At 42.1% G+C, this 20,761-nt stretch carries 17 protein-coding genes; 8 read left to right on the top strand and 9 right to left on the bottom strand.

Annotated features, from left to right (window positions below; genetic code table 11):
- Positions 1 to 15: 15 nt before the first annotated feature.
- From menD to menE, 5 genes are read left to right on the top strand one after another with little or no spacing between them, the layout of a single operon-like run.
- On the top strand, positions 16 to 1,689 hold the full coding sequence (menD, locus tag M1F05_RS12345; RefSeq protein ID WP_206082338.1) for a 2-succinyl-5-enolpyruvyl-6-hydroxy-3-cyclohexene-1-carboxylic-acid synthase: 1,674 nt from the start codon (positions 16 to 18) through the stop codon (positions 1,687 to 1,689).
- On the top strand, positions 1,689 to 2,453 hold the full coding sequence (menH, locus tag M1F05_RS12340; RefSeq protein WP_206082337.1) for a 2-succinyl-6-hydroxy-2,4-cyclohexadiene-1-carboxylate synthase: 765 nt from the start codon (positions 1,689 to 1,691) through the stop codon (positions 2,451 to 2,453). Before menD ends, menH begins: the two co-directional genes overlap by 1 nt.
- A gap of 12 nt (positions 2,454 to 2,465) precedes the next feature.
- On the top strand, positions 2,466 to 3,323 hold the full coding sequence (gene menB / locus M1F05_RS12335; protein ID WP_206082336.1) for a 1,4-dihydroxy-2-naphthoyl-CoA synthase: 858 nt from the start codon (positions 2,466 to 2,468) through the stop codon (positions 3,321 to 3,323).
- Positions 3,323 to 4,294, top strand: coding sequence for an o-succinylbenzoate synthase (menC, locus tag M1F05_RS12330; RefSeq protein WP_206082335.1), 972 nt, complete (start codon positions 3,323 to 3,325; stop codon positions 4,292 to 4,294). The genes menB and menC overlap by 1 nt, the downstream gene beginning before the upstream one ends.
- Positions 4,282 to 5,688, top strand: a complete 1,407-nt coding sequence (gene menE, locus M1F05_RS12325; protein WP_206082334.1) for an o-succinylbenzoate--CoA ligase — start codon at positions 4,282 to 4,284, stop codon at positions 5,686 to 5,688. Before menC ends, menE begins: the two co-directional genes overlap by 13 nt.
- 82 nt (positions 5,689 to 5,770) lie before the next feature.
- Here the strand turns inward: menE and M1F05_RS12320 are convergent, their stop codons facing one another.
- From M1F05_RS12320 to M1F05_RS12310, 3 genes are all read right to left on the bottom strand, one after another.
- Positions 5,771 to 5,905: a DUF805 domain-containing protein gene (locus M1F05_RS12320; protein ID WP_272539637.1), complete on the bottom strand. Its 135-nt coding sequence runs from the start codon at positions 5,903 to 5,905 to the stop codon at positions 5,771 to 5,773.
- 38 nt (positions 5,906 to 5,943) lie between these two features.
- Positions 5,944 to 6,051 (bottom strand): hypothetical protein, encoded by a 108-nt coding sequence (locus tag M1F05_RS12315; protein WP_272574094.1) that lies wholly within the window; start codon positions 6,049 to 6,051, stop codon positions 5,944 to 5,946.
- 197 nt (positions 6,052 to 6,248) lie between these two features.
- The gene (locus tag M1F05_RS12310; RefSeq protein ID WP_206082333.1) at positions 6,249 to 7,691 is read right to left on the bottom strand and encodes a catalase; all 1,443 of its coding nucleotides are present in this window, start codon (positions 7,689 to 7,691) and stop codon (positions 6,249 to 6,251) included.
- Between the two features lie 327 nt (positions 7,692 to 8,018).
- Between M1F05_RS12310 and M1F05_RS12305 the strand changes: the two genes are divergently transcribed.
- A complete protein-coding gene (locus M1F05_RS12305) occupies positions 8,019 to 8,561 on the top strand; it encodes a YfaZ family outer membrane protein (protein WP_206082332.1) in 543 nt (180 codons plus the stop codon).
- A 150-nt stretch (positions 8,562 to 8,711) separates the two neighbouring features.
- Here the strand turns inward: M1F05_RS12305 and M1F05_RS12300 are convergent, their stop codons facing one another.
- Both M1F05_RS12300 and tyrP read right to left on the bottom strand, forming a co-directional pair.
- Positions 8,712 to 9,650: an Rpn family recombination-promoting nuclease/putative transposase gene (locus M1F05_RS12300; protein ID WP_206082331.1), complete on the bottom strand. Its 939-nt coding sequence runs from the start codon at positions 9,648 to 9,650 to the stop codon at positions 8,712 to 8,714.
- Between the two features lie 275 nt (positions 9,651 to 9,925).
- Positions 9,926 to 11,074: a tyrosine transporter TyrP gene (tyrP, locus tag M1F05_RS12295; protein ID WP_241016770.1), complete on the bottom strand. Its 1,149-nt coding sequence runs from the start codon at positions 11,072 to 11,074 to the stop codon at positions 9,926 to 9,928.
- A gap of 481 nt (positions 11,075 to 11,555) precedes the next feature.
- Between tyrP and M1F05_RS12290 the strand changes: the two genes are divergently transcribed.
- Complete coding sequence (locus M1F05_RS12290; RefSeq protein ID WP_206082329.1) at positions 11,556 to 12,896, top strand: anaerobic C4-dicarboxylate transporter; 1,341 nt, start codon at positions 11,556 to 11,558, stop codon at positions 12,894 to 12,896.
- Positions 12,897 to 12,971: 75 nt separating this feature from the next.
- Here M1F05_RS12290 and yfaE read toward each other — a convergent pair whose 3' ends face one another.
- From yfaE to ubiG, 4 genes are all read right to left on the bottom strand, one after another.
- Positions 12,972 to 13,235, bottom strand: coding sequence for a class I ribonucleotide reductase maintenance protein YfaE (gene yfaE / locus M1F05_RS12285; RefSeq protein WP_206082328.1), 264 nt, complete (start codon positions 13,233 to 13,235; stop codon positions 12,972 to 12,974).
- Positions 13,236 to 13,237: 2 nt separating this feature from the next.
- Entirely contained in the window at positions 13,238 to 14,374 is a 1,137-nt protein-coding gene (gene nrdB / locus M1F05_RS12280; RefSeq protein ID WP_206082327.1) for a class Ia ribonucleoside-diphosphate reductase subunit beta, read from the bottom strand.
- An 11-nt stretch (positions 14,375 to 14,385) separates the two neighbouring features.
- Complete coding sequence (gene nrdA, locus M1F05_RS12275) at positions 14,386 to 16,677, bottom strand: class 1a ribonucleoside-diphosphate reductase subunit alpha (protein WP_206082326.1); 2,292 nt, start codon at positions 16,675 to 16,677, stop codon at positions 14,386 to 14,388.
- 358 nt (positions 16,678 to 17,035) lie between these two features.
- The gene (gene ubiG / locus M1F05_RS12270; RefSeq protein ID WP_206082325.1) at positions 17,036 to 17,758 is read right to left on the bottom strand and encodes a bifunctional 2-polyprenyl-6-hydroxyphenol methylase/3-demethylubiquinol 3-O-methyltransferase UbiG; all 723 of its coding nucleotides are present in this window, start codon (positions 17,756 to 17,758) and stop codon (positions 17,036 to 17,038) included.
- Positions 17,759 to 18,044: 286 nt separating this feature from the next.
- Between ubiG and gyrA the strand changes: the two genes are divergently transcribed.
- Complete coding sequence (gene gyrA, locus M1F05_RS12265) at positions 18,045 to 20,645, top strand: DNA topoisomerase (ATP-hydrolyzing) subunit A (RefSeq protein ID WP_318825850.1); 2,601 nt, start codon at positions 18,045 to 18,047, stop codon at positions 20,643 to 20,645.
- Positions 20,646 to 20,761: the final 116 nt, after the last annotated feature.

Here is a 20,761-nt window from a genome sequence, read left to right as displayed (position 1 = left end):
TTTGCTGAGCATATTATGTCGAATTCTGCATTTAATATCCGTTGGGCTGAAGTGATCATTGAAGCACTTAGCCGTCATGGTATGAAACACATTTGTATCGCGCCAGGCTCCCGTTCGACGCCTTTAACGTTAGCGGCAAGTAACAATCCAAAATTGCATTGCCATACGCATTTTGATGAGCGTGGCTTAGGTCATCTTGCGCTCGGACTGGCTAAGGCAAGCGGTGAGCCTGTCGGCGTGATAGTGACTTCAGGTACTGCGGTGGCTAATTTGTATCCTTCATTGATAGAAGCTGGGTTAACGGGTGAAAACGTTATTTTTTTGACAGCTGACCGTCCTCCTGAACTGATTGATTGTGGTGCAAATCAAGCTATTCGCCAAACCCATATATTTGCTTCGCATCCGACTCAGTCATTGATGCTGCCTCGTCCAACGAGAGATATTTCCGCTAAATGGCTGGTGACTGCTGTTGATAACGGCATGAACCAACTCCATCATGGTGCTTTTCATATTAACTGCCCATTTGCTGAACCCCTCTATGGCGAAAATGAGGGGGAGTATGAATGGCAGCAAACATTAGGTGATTGGTGGAACTCAAATCACCCATGGTTAAGTGAGCCGTTAACACATACGGTTGCACTCGTGGCGGATTGGTACTTTTGGCGTCAGAAAAAGGGTGTTGTCATCGCAGGGCGAATGAATGCTACTGAAGGCGAATTAGTTGCCCTGTGGGCTCAAGAGTTGGGCTGGCCCGTTCTTGGTGATGTGTTATCTCAAACGGGGCAGCCCTATCCTTGCAGTGATTTATGGTTACAAAACCCGAGTGCTCAAGCTATATTGCAGAGTGCTGAATTAGTGGTGCAGTTTGGCTCAAGTATTACAGGTAAACGTTTGTTGCAATGGCAAGCGAATTGCCAACCGAAAGAGTACTGGATTGTGGACTCAATACCACAACGTTTAGACCCTGCGAATCACAGGGGCCGCAAGTTGACTTGTTCGATTAAGGGCTGGCTTGATAACCATCCCGCTCAGCCGCGCAGCTTATGGTGTGAAGCATTATTGAGCCTTGCTGAGAAAACTCAAAATTGTGTTGAAAAACAACTTTCAGGTCAATTTTCTGAAGCCGCAGTTGCACATCAACTCCCAGAACTACTTCCTCCGCGTGGACAATTATTTGTGGGTAATAGTTTAATCGTACGCTTAATTGATTCATTCGCACAACTACCTGTTAGCTATCCCGTTTATAGCAATCGAGGAGCTAGTGGTATTGATGGATTAATTTCTACATTGGCAGGTGTTCAGCGTGCAACGGCGAGACCGACCTTAGGTATTGTGGGGGATCTATCAGCTTTATATGACTTAAATAGCCTCGCGTTATTACGAAAACCTTCAGCGCCGACCATTTTGGTTATTGTCAATAACAATGGCGGCCAAATATTCTCTATGCTGCCAACCCCAGCTGACGCGAGACAAAATTATTATTGTATGCCGCAGAATGTCAGCTTTGAACCTGCAGCAAAAATGTTTGGCTTGCAGTATTGTGCCCCGACAGATTGGGAAAGCTTAAAGAATACTGTCCAGCAATTTTGGCATAATCAGTATGGTACATTGGTTGTGGAGTTGGTTGTGGACAGTGATGAGGGTGCTCGAACGTTACAACAGCTACTCAGCGTCGTCTCGGAGCTATAATGCTAACAGCTACACAGTACAATCCAGAAAAATCAGGTCCTTGGCTCATTTGGCTTCATGGGTTGCTGGGGAGTGCAGATGATTGGCTTCCTGTGATTAGACAGTTTAATGATTACCGATCACTAGCCATTAATTTGCCTGGACACGGTGCTTCGCAGAAAGAGACGTGTCAAGGTTTCGAACACTTCGATGAGCAATTAAATGCACTTCTGCAATATCATTATGTTGATGAATATTACTTGATAGGTTATTCATTGGGAGCTCGCCTTGCTATGCATTTTGCCTGCTTTTACCAGCCAAAAGGTTTATTAGGGTTGGTTATAGAGGGCGGAAATGTTGGGTTGGATGACATGCAGGCGAGACGCGACCGTGAAAAGAATGATAAAGCATGGGCACAACGTTTTCGCACAGAGTCCATAAAAAAGGTACTAAATGATTGGTACCAACAAGCTGTTTTTGCGGATTTATCACCAGAACAGAGAAATAAACTGATTGAATTGCGTCAAGAAAATAATCCGCAAGGTATTGCGGACATGCTTGAGAGTACATCGTTATCTCAGCAGCCGTTTTTAGTGCCAAATTTGCATCAATTATCTTGCCCGTACCACTATTTTTGTGGAGAGCGAGATCAAAAGTTTCGAAGCGTTTCGCAACAATACACATTGCCATTAACGCTGATTGAAAATGCAGGGCATAATGCTCATCGAGAAAATCCTGTGGGCTATGCAACTGCACTTCACCATTTTTTATCACACTGTGGTTAAAGGAATTTGAGAATGATTTATCCAAGCGAAGAAAAACTGTACGCACCTATTGAATGGCAAGATTGCTCCGAAGGGTTTGACGATATTCTGTATCATAAATCCCCCGAAGGGATCGCGAAAATTACGATTAATCGCCCGCAAGTGCGCAATGCGTTTCGTCCTCAAACGGTTAAAGAGATGATCCAAGCCTTATCTGACGCACGTTATGATGACCACATTGGTACTATTATTTTAACGGGTGAAGGTGAAAAAGCTTTTTGCGCTGGCGGTGACCAAAAAATTCGCGGTGATTACGGTGGATACCGTGATGAAAGTGGTACTCATCACTTAAACGTTTTAGATTTTCAACGCCAAATTCGCACCTGTCCAAAACCTGTCGTTGCAATGGTTGCTGGTTTTGCCATTGGTGGAGGTCATGTTTTACATATGATGTGTGATTTAACGATTGCGGCGGATAACGCGATTTTTGGTCAAACAGGGCCAAAAGTAGGTTCTTTTGACGGCGGTTGGGGTGCATCTTACATGGCGCGTATTGTAGGGCAGAAAAAAGCGCGTGAAATCTGGTTCTTATGCCGTCAATATGATGCAAAAGAAGCATTAGATATGGGGCTGGTTAATACCGTCGTTCCTTACGCAGAATTAGAAAAAGAAACCGTTCGCTGGTGTCGTGAAATGTTAGAGAATAGCCCAATGGCACTGCGTTGCTTGAAAGCAGCATTAAATGCGGACTGTGATGGCCAAGCAGGCCTGCAAGAATTGGCGGGTAATGCGACGATGCTGTTCTATATGACTGATGAAGGTCAAGAAGGCCGTAATGCCTTCAACGAAAAACGTGCGCCTGACTTCTCTAAATATAAGCGTAACCCGTAATGCGTAAAGCCAAAATTTATTCGTTCAGCCTGCCTATGGAGGCAGGTGTTATCCTTCGTTATCAACGCCTCAAAACACGTGATGGGCTTTTGGTGTGCTTGCAAGATGGGGATAACGAAGGTTGGGGGGAAATTTCACCTCTACCTGAATTCAGTCAAGAAACTTTGGAAGAAGCGACCGCTGAAACCATTGTTCGCCTGAATGAATGGGTGAAAGACGGCAAAATTTCTGATAGTCCACTTCCTTCCGTGGCATTTGGATGTAGTTGTGCTGTGGCTGAGCTAACTGGCGAATTACCCCAAGACGCAGACTATCGCAAAGCACCACTGTGTAGTGGTGATCCTGATGACTTAATTTTAAGCCTTGATGCGATGGAAGGCGAAAAAGTTGCGAAAGTTAAAGTGGGCTTATATGAGGCCGTGCGTGATGGCATGGTAGCAAATTTGTTGCTAGAAGCGGTGCCTGAGCTCAAACTACGCCTTGATGCAAATCGCAGTTGGACACGAACGAAAGCGGACGGGTTTGCTAAATATGTTAACCCTGACTATCGTGATCGTATCGCATTCTTAGAAGAGCCGTGTAAAACGCGTGAAGAGTCTCTGCAATTTGCTGCTGATACGGGCATTAACATTGCATGGGATGAAAGTGTGCGAGAAGAGGGGTTCAAGGTGGAAGCTCAAGCGGGTGTTGCGGCAATTGTGATTAAACCAACACTTACGGGTAGCTTAGCCTATTGCCGTTCTTTAGTTGAAGATGCTCATCGCCTTGGCTTACAAGCAGTGATTAGCTCGTCCATTGAAAGCAGTTTTGGCTTAACTCAGCTAGCTCGCGTTGCGCATTGGTTAACACCTAATACTATCCCTGGCCTTGATACGGTTTCTTTAATTCAATCACAGTTAATCCGCCCTTGGCCGCAGTGCGATATTCCATTACAGCAGTTAGAAGACTTAACCATTGTATGGCAGAGTTAACGCAGTTTAGAGATTGGCCTTGGCAGCATTGGGCCAATCTTCAACCCAATTCAATTGCTTTACAGTCAGATTGTGAGAGCCTAACCTGGGACTCACTTAATCAACAGGTTAAAGATCTTGTCACCTATTTTTCAATGCAAGGTGTGACGAACGGTCAATGTGTGGCTCTTCGGGGTAAAAACTCGGTTGAGTTATTACTTAGCCAACTGGCGCTGATTGCCTGTGGTGCGCGTGTTCTTCTTCTTAACCCTAAGATACCTGAACGGACGCTGAGGGAATTATTACCCCATCTTGATATCAGTTTCGTGATTGATTTTACTGATGATATTGAGACACTTTCAAATTACCGAAATCTTGACTATCAGCTGTATCACCACTTTATTGGTGATGATGAGTTTCAGCCAGTTAATTTTCAGATTCATGTGACACAACCAGCCACACTAATATTAACCTCTGGATCAACTGGCTTACCTAAAGCGGCGGTTCATAGCGTTGAGGCGCACCTCAGTAGCGCAGATGGTGTCGTTAATGCGATGGACTACCAACAGGGTGATTGTTGGTTACTTTCCCTACCGCTTTTTCATGTTTCTGGGCAAGGGATTGTTTGGCGTTGGCTGCTTAAAGGGGGAACGCTCGCATTAAAAAGTACGCCACTAATAGATGCTTTGCAAGGAGTGACTCACGCTTCATTGGTGCCAACACAATTATGGCGTTTACTTAATGGTGAGTTTGACAGCCAACTGTCCCTTAAAGAAGTGTTGTTAGGGGGAGCCTCTATTCCTGTTGCATTAACAGATTTAGCTGAAAGTCGAGGTATCGCATGTTGGAGCGGCTATGGTATGACTGAAATGGCCTCGACAGTGTGTGCTAAGCGTGCAGATGGTAAACGTGGTGTAGGCCTACCGTTAAAAGGGAAACAAATTCGTGTTGTTGCTGATGAAGTTCAAGTTAAGTCAACGAGTCAGGCTCTAGGCTATTGGTTTGACGGTAAAATTAAGCCTTTAAATTGTATTGATGGCTGGTTTAAAACGAATGATAAAGGCGCATTTATTGATGGTGAGTATCAAATACTCGGTCGCCTCGATAATCTCTTTATTAGTGGTGGGGAGTGCGTTCAACCCGAAGATATTGAAGCAGTCATTAATTCTCACCCTAATGTATCGCAAAGTTTTATTATTCCCATTGATGATACCGAATTTGGTCAACGCCCTGTTGCCGTGGTGGAGTGCGACTCAGATTTACCACTCAGTGAATTATCCGTTTGGTTAAAAGACAAACTTGCTCCCTATCAATACCCGAAACGCTTTTATCAGTTAGAGCCTAGCTTAAAGAGTGGGGGAATTAAAGTGTCTCGCCAGCAAGTGAAAAGCTGGGTTTTAGCTCAAGGTCGATGAGCTGAATAAAAATGTTTGTGGGTAGGCAATATTGCTTGTACTGAGAGTATCAAGCCGAGGAATCGGCTTGATAAGTAAAAAATTAGGCCTTTGGATCTGGACCAAATCGATTATTACTCGGAGTACCACCAAGAATGCTAAAAACAAATAAGACAATCCCACCGAAAGGAACAAATGAGATAAGATACCACCAGCCTGATTTGTCTATATCGTGCAAGTGTTTAATGGTGACCGAGATACTTGGTACAATAATCCCTAAGCTATATAGCCGATACTGCCAATTTCACCTGTATAGCTATCCATTGAAATACTGATTAATATAATCAATACCAAAAAGATAATCGGGTTGAATAATGTAAACATCCAATACTTTTTACGTTTAGCGCGCCCTTCAAAATTTGCATAGTTATTTCTTAATACATCCAAATACCAATTCACTTTGTCTTTACTTAACCTAAATTTAAAGTAGGGAGAGTAGATCGCTTGAATTAATGAATGTAAATACAGAAGGGAGGTAGGGAACGAAATACGACGGGCAGATTACCCGTCGTGGTATATTTTTATTTCTTTAATTCATTCAACGCTTTCTCAACACCTGCACCGTATTCTGGGTGAACTTGTTTGAATAACGCAATTTGGCGCACTTGCGTGGCTTCTGTGGCATCAATTAGCTCACCAGCAATACGTTTAAACATACGTTGGTGTTCGGCATCATCTAATAATTCATATAATGCGCGTGGTTGGCTGAAATAGTCTTGGTCTTCACGATGATCCCAGTGGTCAGCGGCACCTTCAATAGATAATGGTGGTTCACTAAAATCAGGTTGTTCTTGGAATAAACCCGCTTCGTTTGGCTCATAGGTAACATGATTTCCGCTATTACCATCAACACGCATTGCACCATCACGGTGATAATTATGGAATGGGCAACGTGGCGCATTCACAGGAATTTGATGATGGTTAACACCAAGACGGTAACGATGAGCATCACCGTAAGAGAAGAGACGCCCTTGAAGCATTCTGTCTGGTGAGAAACCAATACCAGGCACTACGTTAGCAGGGCTAAATGCAGCTTGCTCAACATCAGCAAAGTAATTATCTGGATTACGGTTTAGTTCAAAATATCCTACATCAATTAATGGATAGTCTTTGTGTGGCCAAACCTTAGTCAGGTCAAATGGGTTATAAGGAACCTTTGAAGCTTCTTTTTCAGGCATTATTTGTACTTGCAAATTCCAGCGAGGGAAATCCCCTTTTTCAATCGATTCAAATAAATCGCGCTGTGAACTTTCTCTATCTTTCCCCACGAGTTGTTCAGCCTGTTCATCGGAAAGGTTTTCGATGCCTTGTTGGCAGCGGAAGTGGAATTTCACCCAGAAACGTTCATTATTGGCATTGATAAAGCTGTAAGTGTGGCTACCAAAACCGTGCATATGGCGGTAGCTTTGTGGAATACCACGGTCACTAGCATCGATCGTTAATTGGTGTAAAGACTCGGGTAATTGGGAGAAAAATGCCCATTTATGTTCCATTGTTCGTAAGTTGGAGCGAGGATCGCGTTTTACGACGTGGTTTAAATCAGGGAATTTTAATGGGTCCCGAAAGTAGAACACAGGTGTGTTGTTACCCACCATGTCCCAGTTGCCTTCTTCAGTGTAAAACTTGAGTGCAAAACCACGAATATCACGCTCTGCATCAGCAGCACCACGCTCGCCAGCTACTGTTGAAAAACGGGCAAACATTTCTGTTTTTTTGCCTACTTCAGAGAAAATTTTAGCGCGGGTATAAGGCGTAATATCGTGGGTGACGGTAAATGTACCAAATGCACCAGATCCTTTGGCGTGCATACGTCTTTCAGGGATCACTTCGCGGTCAAAATGGGCTAATTTTTCTAAGAACCAGACATCTTGTAACAACATTGGGCCGCGTTTACCTGCGGTCATGACATTATTATTATTGGCGACGGGTGCGCCAGAGGCAGTCGTAAGGCCTTTTTTCTTCATCACAATGCTCCTGATTTTGAATTTAATGACTACATAAACCTAACTAAAAAGTTATTATTTTGTAATAAAACAAAAATACCACTACAATAAACTTGTGATTCAGTATAGTAATTATTGATATGATTATCTAATTAATATAACCAATTACTGTGATTGAATGTGAGATAAGCTGGATTTTTAAAATACAGATTTAAAATTTAAATCTGACTTAGGTGCGATGAAATTATCTTTTGGCTGAATAGGTTGCGTAAATCTGAGTAATTAAGGCTGAGAAACGTGTGTAAATCGCGTAATATCCGTAGGTAATAATTTAAAGAGGATAAAATAATGCGCAAAGTGGTGTTATTAGTGGCGGCGATGTCCCCATTTTTTATGAATTCTGCTCAAGCTGTTTCTGTGAGCGCACAAGCTGGCAAACACTATACTGAATTATCAGCGGGTTTAGGCAATCAAAATGCAGGCCTCGCGTTTAATGGTTCTTGGGCACGTAGTGACCATGATGGTCAAATGGGCAGTTTAGGCGCTACATTTGGTCTCCCTATTGGGCCTTTTTCTGCTTATGTTGGCGGTAAAGGTTTATATTTATCCCCTGATAATAACAGCAGTGGTGCAGCATTAGCTGTGGGGGGTGGTTTAAACTGGCAGGCTCTACCTTCACTGAATATTTATGGTGAAGCCTATGGTGCACCAGAGTCATTAACTTCAGGTAGCAAGTCTTATGTTGAAGCAAAAGCGGGCGCACGTTATACGGTATTTAAACCGTTATCTATTGATGCGGGCTATCGTATAATTGAAATGAAAGGCTCACACAACAAGTCGAATGAAAAAATTGCAGATGGTCTTTATTTAGGGGCTGGTCTTTCATTCTAGCGTTGTAACCTAGTTTATATTGCCCTTAGTTGCTTGTGTAATTTGCATCTAGGGGCATAGGTCTTGATTTTGCTGCAATTAAATACTTTTAAATCAAATTATTATCTTTTTTTTATGATTTCTTAGATATTCATGTTGATTTTCATTGCGTTATTGTAATGAAGCCAAAACATCATGACTTAGCCCTGTACTTTTCATGATGATTTCAGGGCTAACACCATTTTTTAGCAACTGGATTGCCATGGTGATCTTGGCTTCAGCGATACCTTCCTCTCTTCCTTGCTGAATACCTTCTTCTCTTCCTTGCTGAATACCTTCTTGGCGGCCTTTATTTTGTAGGCGTTGTGCAATATTCATGATCGTTTCCTTATGTTGTTCCGTTTGTTCCTCTAAAATTTGAACGATTTCTTCAAAGTTAGTTGAGTCTAACGCAATAAACAGATAGTTGAGGATGGTCACCACATCGTTATCGCTATTATAGTGCCTATTGAGCGCTTGCGCCAAGAGTGGAAGAACCTGCTGAAACTCATCACGTAAATACTTATGTTTCATGGCTAATTCCATCACAGCAACTTTTCGGTGGTTGACTAATTCGTTGTCATCGATGACGGTGATATCCACTAAAGGAAAAGGTTGTGTATATAGCTGGTTCGCAATCTCAGCAAAGGGAAAACAATCAGTCCATAATAAAGAATGTGGATAGGGGGAGCGATTACCATGATAAAAAAGTACGGGTACAACAAGGGGTAATACTGTATTTCCTTGTTGCATATGCTGATTCATCGCTAAAAAAGCATAATGTATTAAGCGCCACGCCATTAATTTATCAGGTGTAGATTGGTGTTCAACCAATAGGTAAAGGTACCCTTGTCTGTGTATAGTTTGAACTGAATACAAAACATCGGATAAACGAGAGCGCAGCTGCTTATCAATAAAAGATGAGTTAGTCAGTGCTAATGAATTAAAATCACATAGTGATTTTATATGTTCGGGCAAATGAATTTCAAAAAAGTCACGAGCACTATCAATGTTTGTCATGAACCCCTTAAACGCAGCATCATGAGCGGCAGAAACGCTTTTTCCTTTCATACAACTAGTTTCCTTATTAACCTCTGGTTAACAGTAAATCAAGGTAGCTTGGTTGTCTTTTCAGTATTATTTACGGTATATGACGTAATTAAAGAAATAAATTTCAATAATAAGCATTTAATGAGAACTGAAATATTAAATGCCAATATTCGAGGCGTCGTGATTGATATGATCTATAAAAGAGTGAAGGGAAGCTATTGGAAATAGGGGAATGACAAATAAAAGAAAAACCGCAATTTGAAGTTATCCAAATTACGGCTTAATTTACCAATTTATTAGCCGACGTTAGGTAGAAAACCCGCAACAATCGAGAACTGAATAGCAATAACAGTAATACCACAGAGTAATACTATCGCTAAAACAGACATGCCACCTTTAACTTGGTATTCACCTTTATCTTCTACCTTGCGAACACGCATAGTGAGCAGGGCGGGGATAATTAAAGCAAGGACAGATAATGCCACAGCTGCGTATGTTAAGGCTTGCACGAAGCTACTAAAGAACAGTGCCGCAAGTAATGGCGGAGCGAAGGTTAATAAGCCCGTTTGAATACGACCAAATAAGCTATTACTGCGTTTAAATAAGTCAGCAAGGTAGTCAAATAATCCTAAAGCAACACCTAAGAAAGAAGTCGCAAGTGCTAAGTCCATAAATAGGCTAACAGCAATATTGACCCGTGGTGTTGCTACCACATCACGAATGGCAGTTAGCAAGCCATTTAAGCCAGACTCTTGTGCTAAAATACCTAAAAATGTTGTTGAGGGGATTGAGCCAAGTGTTGCTACCTGCCAAAGGATATATGCAACCAATGGAATTGCGCTACCTGTAATGAAAATCATACGCAGTTTACGCACATCACCATTCATATAGTTAACTAAGCTAGGAACACTACCGTGGAAGCCAAATGAGGTGAATATAACGGGAACAGCGGCGAGAATTAAACCTTTTTCAATAGGCATAGTGCTTAAGTTCACCGCTTCAGCATGTGGCATCATAACAACTAACATGATGATTAAGAAAATTGTTTTGGCGGTAAATAAAATTCGGTTAATAAAATCAACCGAATGGGTACCAATACATACAACAGCTCCACCAATAATTGTGAAGGCGATAATGGCCGCTTCGGTACTGATGGTAATCCCCCACCAAGATGAAAGACTGTCAGAAATCAATACGCCAGCCCCACCAATATAAGCGGTTGTTAGCGCATACATCAGTAGCAACATGCTTAAACCCGTGACGATTTGTCCTGCTGGACCAAGGTATTTTTTTGCTACGGTACCTAACCCCATATTTGCAGGGTTATGTTGGTAGACCTCGACTAATAATAATGAGGTATAGCTCATTAACATCCATAACCCAACAAGCAAACAGACGATGCCTGTAAAACCGACGCCTGCAGCGGCAAGTGGCATTGCCAACATCCCTGCACCTATTGTTGTTCCTGCAACGATTAACACACTGCCAAGAGTACGATTCTTCACAAGTTCCTCTAATTGAATCTGAATAATTAATAAGTGATGCAGATTATGCGATTGTGCGAATTGTGTCAAATGTAAATTACAGTTGGTGTAAATTTATTTGTACACTAATTGGAGGCAAAATAATAATAAATAACCGACCAATATCAAGGTTAGTTAGCTAAAGGAAAAATGATGAATAAAGATACCTAAAGGTAAATTAATTTTGGCTTATTTGTTAAGAAATGTTATGTAATTTATTGATTTTACATAATTATTGTTTGAACTGGCTAGTATCGCAGTTACTTAAGATAAATAGTGTGATGCGGTCAAAATAAACACAACAAAAATAAAACTATATTGGTTTTAAAATTATCATAAATCAAATTAATGCTTGAAAATCATCTCAATAATAGGAGGCAAATACATATAAAAGGATGGAACTATGGACTTTATGATTCAACTCGCCATTATCCTTGTTTGCTTGTTTTATGGGGCAAAAAAGGGGGGAATGGCATTAGGGCTTCTTGGTGGGGTAGGTCTTGTTATCTTAGTATTTGGTTTTGGATTACCACCAGGAAAACCACCTGTTGATGTTATGCTTGTAATTATTGCTGTTGTTGCCGCATCAGCTACGTTACAAGCATCAGGTGGTTTGGATGTTATGCTACAAATTGCAGAACGATTACTACGGAAAAATCCAAAGTACATCTCTATTGTGGCACCTTTTGTGACTTGTATCTTAACCATTTTGTGTGGTACAGGGCATGTGGTGTACACTATTTTACCTATCATCTACGATGCGGCGATTAAAAATAATATCCGTCCTGAAAGACCAATGGCAGCAAGTAGTATTGGCGCACAAATGGGGATCATCGCCAGCCCTGTTTCTGTTGCAGTTGTGTCCCTAGTTGCCATGCTTAACGGTGTGACTATTAATGGCAAGTCTCTTGAATTCCTTGATTTACTGGCAATTACTATTCCTTCAACCTTAATTGGTATCTTAGCCATCGGTATTTTTAGTTGGTTCAGAGGGAAAGATCTCGATAAAGACCCTGTATTCCAAGAATTTATTTCGGTCCCTGAAAACCATGATTACGTGTATGGTGGCAGTGTGACATTGCTGGATAAAAAATTACCGAAAATCAACTGGGTCGCGATGTGGATTTTCTTAGCATCAATTGTGGTTGTGGCATTACTCGGCGCATTTTCTGAGTTAAGGCCGTTAGTCAATGGCAAGCCGTTATCGATGGTTTTAGTTATTCAGATGTTTATGTTGCTGGCGGGTGCGCTCATCATCATTATCTGTAAAACCAATCCAGGGCAAATTTCGAAAAATGAAGTATTCCGCTCGGGGATGATTGCGATTGTGGCGGTGTATGGTATTGCGTGGATGGCAGAAACCATGTTCGGCGCCCATATGGATGAAATTAAAAGTACACTGGGGTCTTTAGTGAAAGACTTCCCATGGGCGTATGCGGTCATCTTACTACTGGTATCTAAGTTTGTTAATTCTCAAGCAGCGGCATTGGCCGCGGTTGTGCCTATCGCGTTAGGTATTGGTGTTGACCCCGCGTATATTATTGCATCAGCACCCGCGTGTTATGGTTACTATATTTTACCAACTTACCCAAGCGACCTTGCGGCGATTCAATTCGACCGTTCAGGAACGACGCGTATCGGTAAATTCGTCATCAACCATAGCTTTATCTTACCTGGGTTAATAGGGGTTGGTGTATCCTGTGTGTTTGGTTGGGTATTTGCAGCGCTTTATGGCTATTTATAATAGCGAGGGCGAATTAATAAAGAACAAATAGATTAAAAGCGATTGCATAGAAGAGCTGTGCAATCGCTGATAATGCTAACCAATCTCGATATCAGAAAGCGGATGGCAACAACAAGGTAAAATTTCACCTTCTTGTACAAAGGCTAGAGGCTTACGCTTATAGCCTACTTTTCCTCGCAACAATGTTACACGGCATGAGCCACAGTAACCTTCACGGCATTGATACTCGACAGGTACTCGGCTATCTTCTAGCGCTTCCAATAAGCAAGAATGAACTTCTGTATGGTAGGGGACTTGAACACCCTGCGTGAGTCGCAGGGTGATTTTGTGGCTAGCCATAATTACAGTTCGAAGTCACTCAGGTCGTCAGTATTGACTTCAGAGTCAATTTGACCAACTAAGTAAGAACTCACTTCAACTTCTTGTGGTGCCACTTGAACGTTATCTGACACCAGCCATGCATTGATCCATGGAATTGGGTTAGAACGTGCCTCAAAAGGCAGCTTCAGACCAACAGCTTGCATACGGATATTGGTGATGTACTCAACATATTGGCACAGAATATCTTTATTCAGACCAATCATTGAACCTTCACTGAACAGGTAATCGGCCCACTCTTTTTCTTGCTCTGCTGCCTGCACAAACAAGTCATAACATTCTTGTTCGCACTCTGCTGCAATTTCTGCCATTTCAGGGTCATCTTGGCCTGAACGTAACAAGTTCAACATATGTTGGGTACCTGTTAAGTGCAGCGCTTCATCACGTGCAATCAGTTTGATGATTTTTGCGTTGCCTTCCATGAGTTCACGTTCTGCGAACGCAAATGAACAGGCAAAGCTCACATAAAAGCGGATAGCTTCCAGTGCGTTAACACTCATTAAGCACAGGTACAGCTGCTTCTTAAGCTGACGTAATGAAACGGTTATTTGTTTGCCATTACAAGTATGCGTGCCTTCACCAAACATGTGATAGTAGTTGGTCATTTCGATGAGGTCATCGTAAAAACCCGAAATATCTTTCGCACGTTTTAAAATTTCTTCATTTTCAACGATATCGTCAAAAATAATCGCTGGGTCATTCACAATATTACGAATAATATGCGTGTATGAACGTGAGTGAATAGTTTCAGAGAACGCCCACGTTTCTACCCATGTTTCCAACTCAGGAATTGAAATCAGCGGCAGTAATGCCACATTAGGGCTGCGACCCTGAATAGAGTCAAGCAGCGTTTGGTATTTCAAATTACTGATAAAAATGTGTTTTTCGTGATCTGGCAGCGCATTGTAGTCAATACGGTCGCGTGATACATCCACTTCTTCAGGACGCCAGAAAAACGATAACTGTTTTTCAATCAGCTTTTCGAAAATCGGGTATTTTTGCTGATCATAGCGTGCCACATTAACAGGTTGGCCGAAAAACATCGGCTCCTGCATTTGGTCATTTTTCTTCTGTGAAAACGTTGTATATGTATGTGACATAACAATTCCTATTAAATTTTACACGCGCCGCCTTCGCAATCGGAATCCGCTGACTCAACAACTTCTTCCAGATCGCCCTGAACATCTTCCGCACCATCGCGGGTGTTATGGTAGTAAAGTGTTTTTACACCAAACTTATAGGCGAGCAATAAATCTTTTAGTAATTGATTCATTGGTACTTTACCACTCTCGAAACGAGTAGGGTCATAGTTTGTGTTAGCAGAAATCGACTGGTCGATAAACTTCTGCATAATACCAACGAGTTGTAGGTAGCCGCTGATAGATGGCATTTGCCACAACAGTTCATAAGCCCCTTTCAAGTTTTCATAATCTGGCACCACTTGGCGCAAGATACCGTCTTTCGACGCTTTAATACTGATGTAGCCACGTGGTGGCTCAATACCATTGGTTGCATTAGAAATTTGCGAAGATGTCTCTGAAGGCATCAAAGCAGACAGCGTTGAGTTACGCAGGCCATAAGTCTGAATATCTTTACGCAGTGCTTCCCAATCATAATGCAGTGGTTCATTGGTTAACTTATCGAGCTCTTTTTTATAGGTGTCGATAGGTAATACACCTTGCGAATAGGTCGTTTCATTGAACCACGGGCATGCACCTTGTTCTTTCGCCAAATCGTTTGATGCTTTTAACAGATAATATTGAATAGCTTCAAAAGTTTTGTGCGTTAAATTATTTGCGCTACCGTCGGAGTAACGTACACCGTGTTTCGCTAAGTAATAGGCATAGTTAATCACACCAATACCTAATGTACGGCGACCCATAGAGCCTTGTTTTGCCGCAATAATTGGGTAGTCTTGGTAGTCGAGTAGGGCATCTAAAGCACGCACCGCTAAGATGGCTAACTCTTCTAATTCATCAAGGCTATCAATTGCACCTAAGTTAAATGCAGACAGCGTACATAATGCAATTTCGCCTTCTTCATCGTTGATGTTATTCAACGGCTTAGTTGGCAGTGCAATTTCTAAACATAGGTTAGATTGACGAACGGGAGCAACCTGTGGGTCAAACGGACTATGTGTATTACAGTGGTCAACGTTTTGAATATAGATACGGCCTGTTGATGCACGTTCCTGCATCATTAATGAGAACAATTCGACGGCTTTTACGCTGGACTTACGAATAGTTTCATCTTGTTCATATTGAACATACAAACGTTCGAATTCATCTTGGTCAGCAAAGAATGCATCGTACAGACCTGGTACATCAGAAGGGCTGAATAAGGTAATGTCTTGGTTTTTAATTAAACGTTCGTACATTAATTTATTCAATTGCACACCGTAATCCATATGACGAACACGGTTACCTTCAACACCACGGTTATTTTTCAGGACTAACAGGCTTTCAACTTCAAGATGCCAAATTGGGTAGAATAATGTTGCTGCACCACCACGCACACCGCCTTGAGAGCATGATTTAACCGCTGTCTGGAAGTGTTTGTAGAATGGGATACAACCTGTGTGGAATGCTTCACCGCCGCGTATTGGGCTACCTAATGCGCGAATTCGGCCCGCATTTACGCCAATTCCAGCGCGTTGAGAAACGTATTTAACAATTGCACTTGATGTCGCATTGATGGAATCAAGGCTGTCACCGCACTCAATCAGGACACAAGAGCTGAACTGACGAGTTGGTGTGCGTACCCCCGCCATGATTGGCGTTGGCAAAGAAATTTTAAATGTTGAAACCGCATCATAGAAACGACGAATGTAGTCTAAACGCGTTTCTTTTGGGTAATGGGAGAATAAACACGCCGCCACTAAAATATATAAAAACTGTGCGCTTTCGTAGATTTCACCCGTTACACGGTTTTGAACTAAATATTTTCCTTCGAGCTGTTTAACGGCTGCATAGGAGAAATTCATATCACGCCAATGGTCAATAAAACCGTCCATTTGCTCGAACTCTGCTTGCGTGTAGTCTTCCAGCAAATGCTTATCATACTTGCCCATTTCAACAAGGCGTTTTACGTGCGTATAGAGTGCAGGCGGCTCAAACTGGCCATAGGCTTTTTTACGCAAGTTAAAGATAGCTAGACGTGCAGCAAGGTATTGATAGTCTGGTGTTTCACCAGTAATCAAATCGGCAGCTGCTTTGATCATCGTTTCGTGAATATCAGATGTTCTGATCCCATCATAAAACTGAATCTGAGAACGTAACTCCACCTGTGAAACAGATACGTTACTTAGGCCTTCCGCAGCCCAGGTGATTACCTTGTGGATTTTATCGAGATCAATGCGTTCTTTATGTCCGTCACGTTTTGTGACTAACAGACTCTGGTTCATGAGTAAGTACACCTTGGTTGAACTACAAATAGTGTGCCACAAACATAAAAAAGCTCATGGTTGAATACCATGAGTCTAGTGCTGTTTAGTTTAGCTTCACTACTATATGTAGTAGTTTGTTGAGTAGACAATAACAAGATAATGTTAATATGCGATTTTATCAAGTGAACAAATTCGAGGGATCTTGTGGATAACTGGTTGGATAAGAAAAATGATCATGTCGGTAAGCTGCATGGTAAAAGGGACTAATAAAAAAAAGGCTTCCGACATGATGACTAAAATAAATTTTGTAAACGTAGACCGTTTGCTGATTTCTTAAACGTACTGATTGCGATTTATTCTTTTCGTGATTAGTTAGCTACTCACTAATTGTATGAAGCATATAATTCACATCTACATTTGGCCCCAGCCAGAACTTGTCAGTGATAGGGTTGTAGTGTAACCCCGTGATATGCTTATCTTTTAACTGTGTTCCGTCAATCCAACCGATGAGTTCAGAAGGGCGAATAAACTTATTCACATCATGGGTGCCTTTTGGAACCATCTTCATAACGTATTCGGCGGCAACGACTGCCATCAGCCACGCTTTTTTGTTGCGGTTGATGGTTGAAAAAATAACATGACCACCAGGTTTAACCAATTTAGCGCAAGCTCTCACGACAGATTGTGGGTCAGGAACATGTTCTAACATTTCCATGCAAGTGACAATGTCATAAGCTTGTGGATGTTTATCGGCATGCTGTTCAACGGTTTCTTGAACATATTCAACGGGAATACCCGATTCGAGAGAATGTAAGCGAGCGACCATTAACGGATCTGCGCCCATATCAAGTCCTGTAACATCCGCACCTTCACGCGCCATACTTTCAGATAAAATACCGCCGCCACAACCGACATCAAGAATTTTTTTACCGAAAATGCCATCTACACGTTGCATAATATAACCAAGACGCAATGGGTTAATACGGTGTAACGGGGCAAATTCCCCTTCTAAATCCCACCAACGGGATGCAATAGACTCAAATTTTTCGATTTCTTGTTTATCGACATTTAAGTATGTCGGTGCTTGGGTATCGCTCATTGATAAAACTCCTATTTTAACCCTATGACTGCATATTGCCTTTTATGATGAGACGAATTAGGCGCAGTGATAGGTGTCCGTCAATCATTGATGGTCATAATCTAGACAATAATGCACTTAAGGCAGTTATTAATGAATAATCCCACAAGTTTCGGACACACAAACTTAATTTTCCGCTATTATACATAGCTTGAAAGACAAATACCCGTCTCTTATTTTTATTAAATTGGCGAATTGTGGTATAGTTCTACTCTTTGAATCCGAAGTTATGAGGGACAGTGGTTCCATGAGCGAGATTGCCAGAGAAATCACCCCAGTCAATATCGAAGAAGAGCTGAAAAGCTCGTATTTGGATTATGCAATGTCCGTTATTGTCGGCCGTGCACTTCCAGATGTTCGAGATGGACTGAAGCCAGTACACCGTAGAGTCCTCTTTGCGATGAATGTATTGGGAAATGATTGGAATAAACCCTATAAAAAATCTGCCCGTATAGTCGGGGACGTTATCGGTAAATACCATCCACATGGTGATATCGCTGTTTACGAGACAATTGTTCGTCTTGCTCAGCCTTTCTCTATGCGTTACATGCTGGTAGATGGTCAGGGGAACTTTGGTTCGGTTGACGGGGACTCCGCAGCCGCAATGCGTTATACGGAAATCCGTATGGCGAAAATTGCCCATGAGTTACTGGCGGATCTTGAAAAAGAAACCGTAGATTTCGTTCCAAACTATGATGGTACAGAGCAAATTCCTGAAGTCATGCCAACGAGAATCCCTAACCTACTGGTTAATGGGTCGTCAGGTATTGCTGTCGGAATGGCAACCAATATTCCGCCTCACAACTTAGGCGAAGTAATTAATGGTTGTCTTGCCTATATAGAAGACGAAGATATTAGTATTGAAGGCTTAATGGAACATATTCCAGGGCCAGACTTCCCAACTGCGGCCATTATTAATGGTCGTCGCGGTATTATCGACGCTTATAAAACGGGTCGTGGTAAGGTGTATATCCGTGCCAGTGCCGAAGTTGAGGTTGACGAAAAAAATGGCCGCGAAACCATTATTGTTAGCGAAATTCCTTATCAGGTGAATAAAGCACGCCTGATTGAAAAAATCGCTGAATTAGTCAAAGAAAAACGTGTTGAAGGTATCAGCGCATTACGTGACGAGTCGGACAAAGACGGTATGCGTATTGTGATTGAAATAAAACGCGATGCAGTGGGTGAAGTTGTTCTGAACAACTTGTATTCATTGACTCAATTACAAGTGTCTTTCGGTATTAATATGGTGGCTTTACACCAAGGCCAACCAAAAATTCTAAACCTGAAAGATATCATCGCTGCCTTCGTTCGCCACCGCCGTGAAGTGGTGACACGCCGTACGATCTTCGAATTGCGCAAAGCGCGTGATCGCGCACATATCCTTGAAGCATTGGCTATTGCATTAGCTAACATTGACCCAATTATTGAGTTAATCCGTAAAGCACCAACGCCAGCTGAAGCAAAAGCGGGGCTGATTGCACGCTCTTGGGATTTAGGCAATGTGGCCGCTATGCTTGAACGTGCAGGTGATGATGCAGCGCGTCCAGAGTGGCTTGAAGAGCAATTTGGTGTTCATGATGGTCAATACTTCCTGACTGAACAACAAGCACAAGCGATTCTTGATTTACGTCTGCAAAAATTAACGGGTCTTGAGCACGAGAAATTACTGGAAGAGTACCGTGAGCTGTTAGTGCAAATTGAGGCACTACTGTTTATCTTAAGAAGCCCTGAGCGTTTAATGGAAGTGATCCGCGAAGAATTAGAAATTATTCGCGATACTTACAATGATCCGCGCCGCACTGAAATTACCGAAAACACCGCTGACATCAACATCGAAGATCTTATCAATCAAGAAGATGTCGTTGTTACTTTGTCTCACCAAGGTTATGTGAAATATCAGCCATTGTCTGATTACGAAGCACAGCGTCGTGGTGGTAAAGGTAAATCAGCTGCAAGAACGAAAGATGAAGATTTTATTGAGCGCTTATTAGTCGCGAATACTCACGATACCATTTTGTGTTTCTCAAGCCGTGGTCGTTTGTATTGGATGAAAGTGTATCAATTACCTGAAGCTAGCCGTGGTGCGCGTGGTCGTCCTATTGTTAACTTATTGCCACTGGAGCAAGATGAGCGTATTACAGCTATCTTACCTGTACGGGAGTACGAAGAGGGTTATACTGTCTTTATGGCAACCGCAAGCGGTACTGTGAAGAAAACCCCTCTGCAAGACTTTAGTCGTCCAAGAAGTGCAGGTATTATTGCCGTGAACCTCAATGAAGGGGATGAACTCATTGGTGTAGATTTAACTAATGGTTCTAATGAAGTCATGTTGTTCTCTGCTCAAGGTAAAGTCGTTCGTTTCTCTGAAGATGCAGTGCGTGCGATGGGTCGTACCGCAACGGGCGTTCGTGGTATTAAATTAATGGACGACGATAAAGTTGTTTCTTTAATTATTCCACGTGGTGAAGGGCATATCTTAACCGTAACAGAGAATGGTTATGGTAAGCGTACTGAAGAAGCGGAATATCCAACAAAATCTCGTGCAACTCAAGGTGTTATCTCCATTAAAGTGAGTGAGCGTAACGGGAACGTTGTGGGTGCGATTCAAGTTGATGATACTGACCAAATCATGATGATCACGGATGCGGGAACCTTAGTTCGTACTCGTGTTTCTGAAGTGAGCATTGTGGGCCGTAATACACAAGGTGTTACCTTGATTAGAACGGCTGAAAACGAAAAGGTTGTTGGATTACAGCGTGTTGCTGAGACTGAAGATGATGAGAATGCAGATGAAAGCACCGACGAAAATGGTGCTGATGATGCAAATGTCAACGATCAAGAATAAACAACGCCTTTAAGCGATATAACGGGCAGCACGGAGATGGCTGCCCGTTTTATTTATCTTCCATAGAACCATCTATTTTATTCCTTTTCATGTTTATCGTTTTTTAATATTGTAAT

Source organism: Providencia sp. PROV252, assembly GCF_033676005.1.
GTDB lineage: Bacteria > Pseudomonadota > Gammaproteobacteria > Enterobacterales > Enterobacteriaceae > Providencia > Providencia vermicola.
Note: the sequence above shows the minus strand (reverse complement) of the source record. Positions and strands in the feature narration are given on the sequence as shown.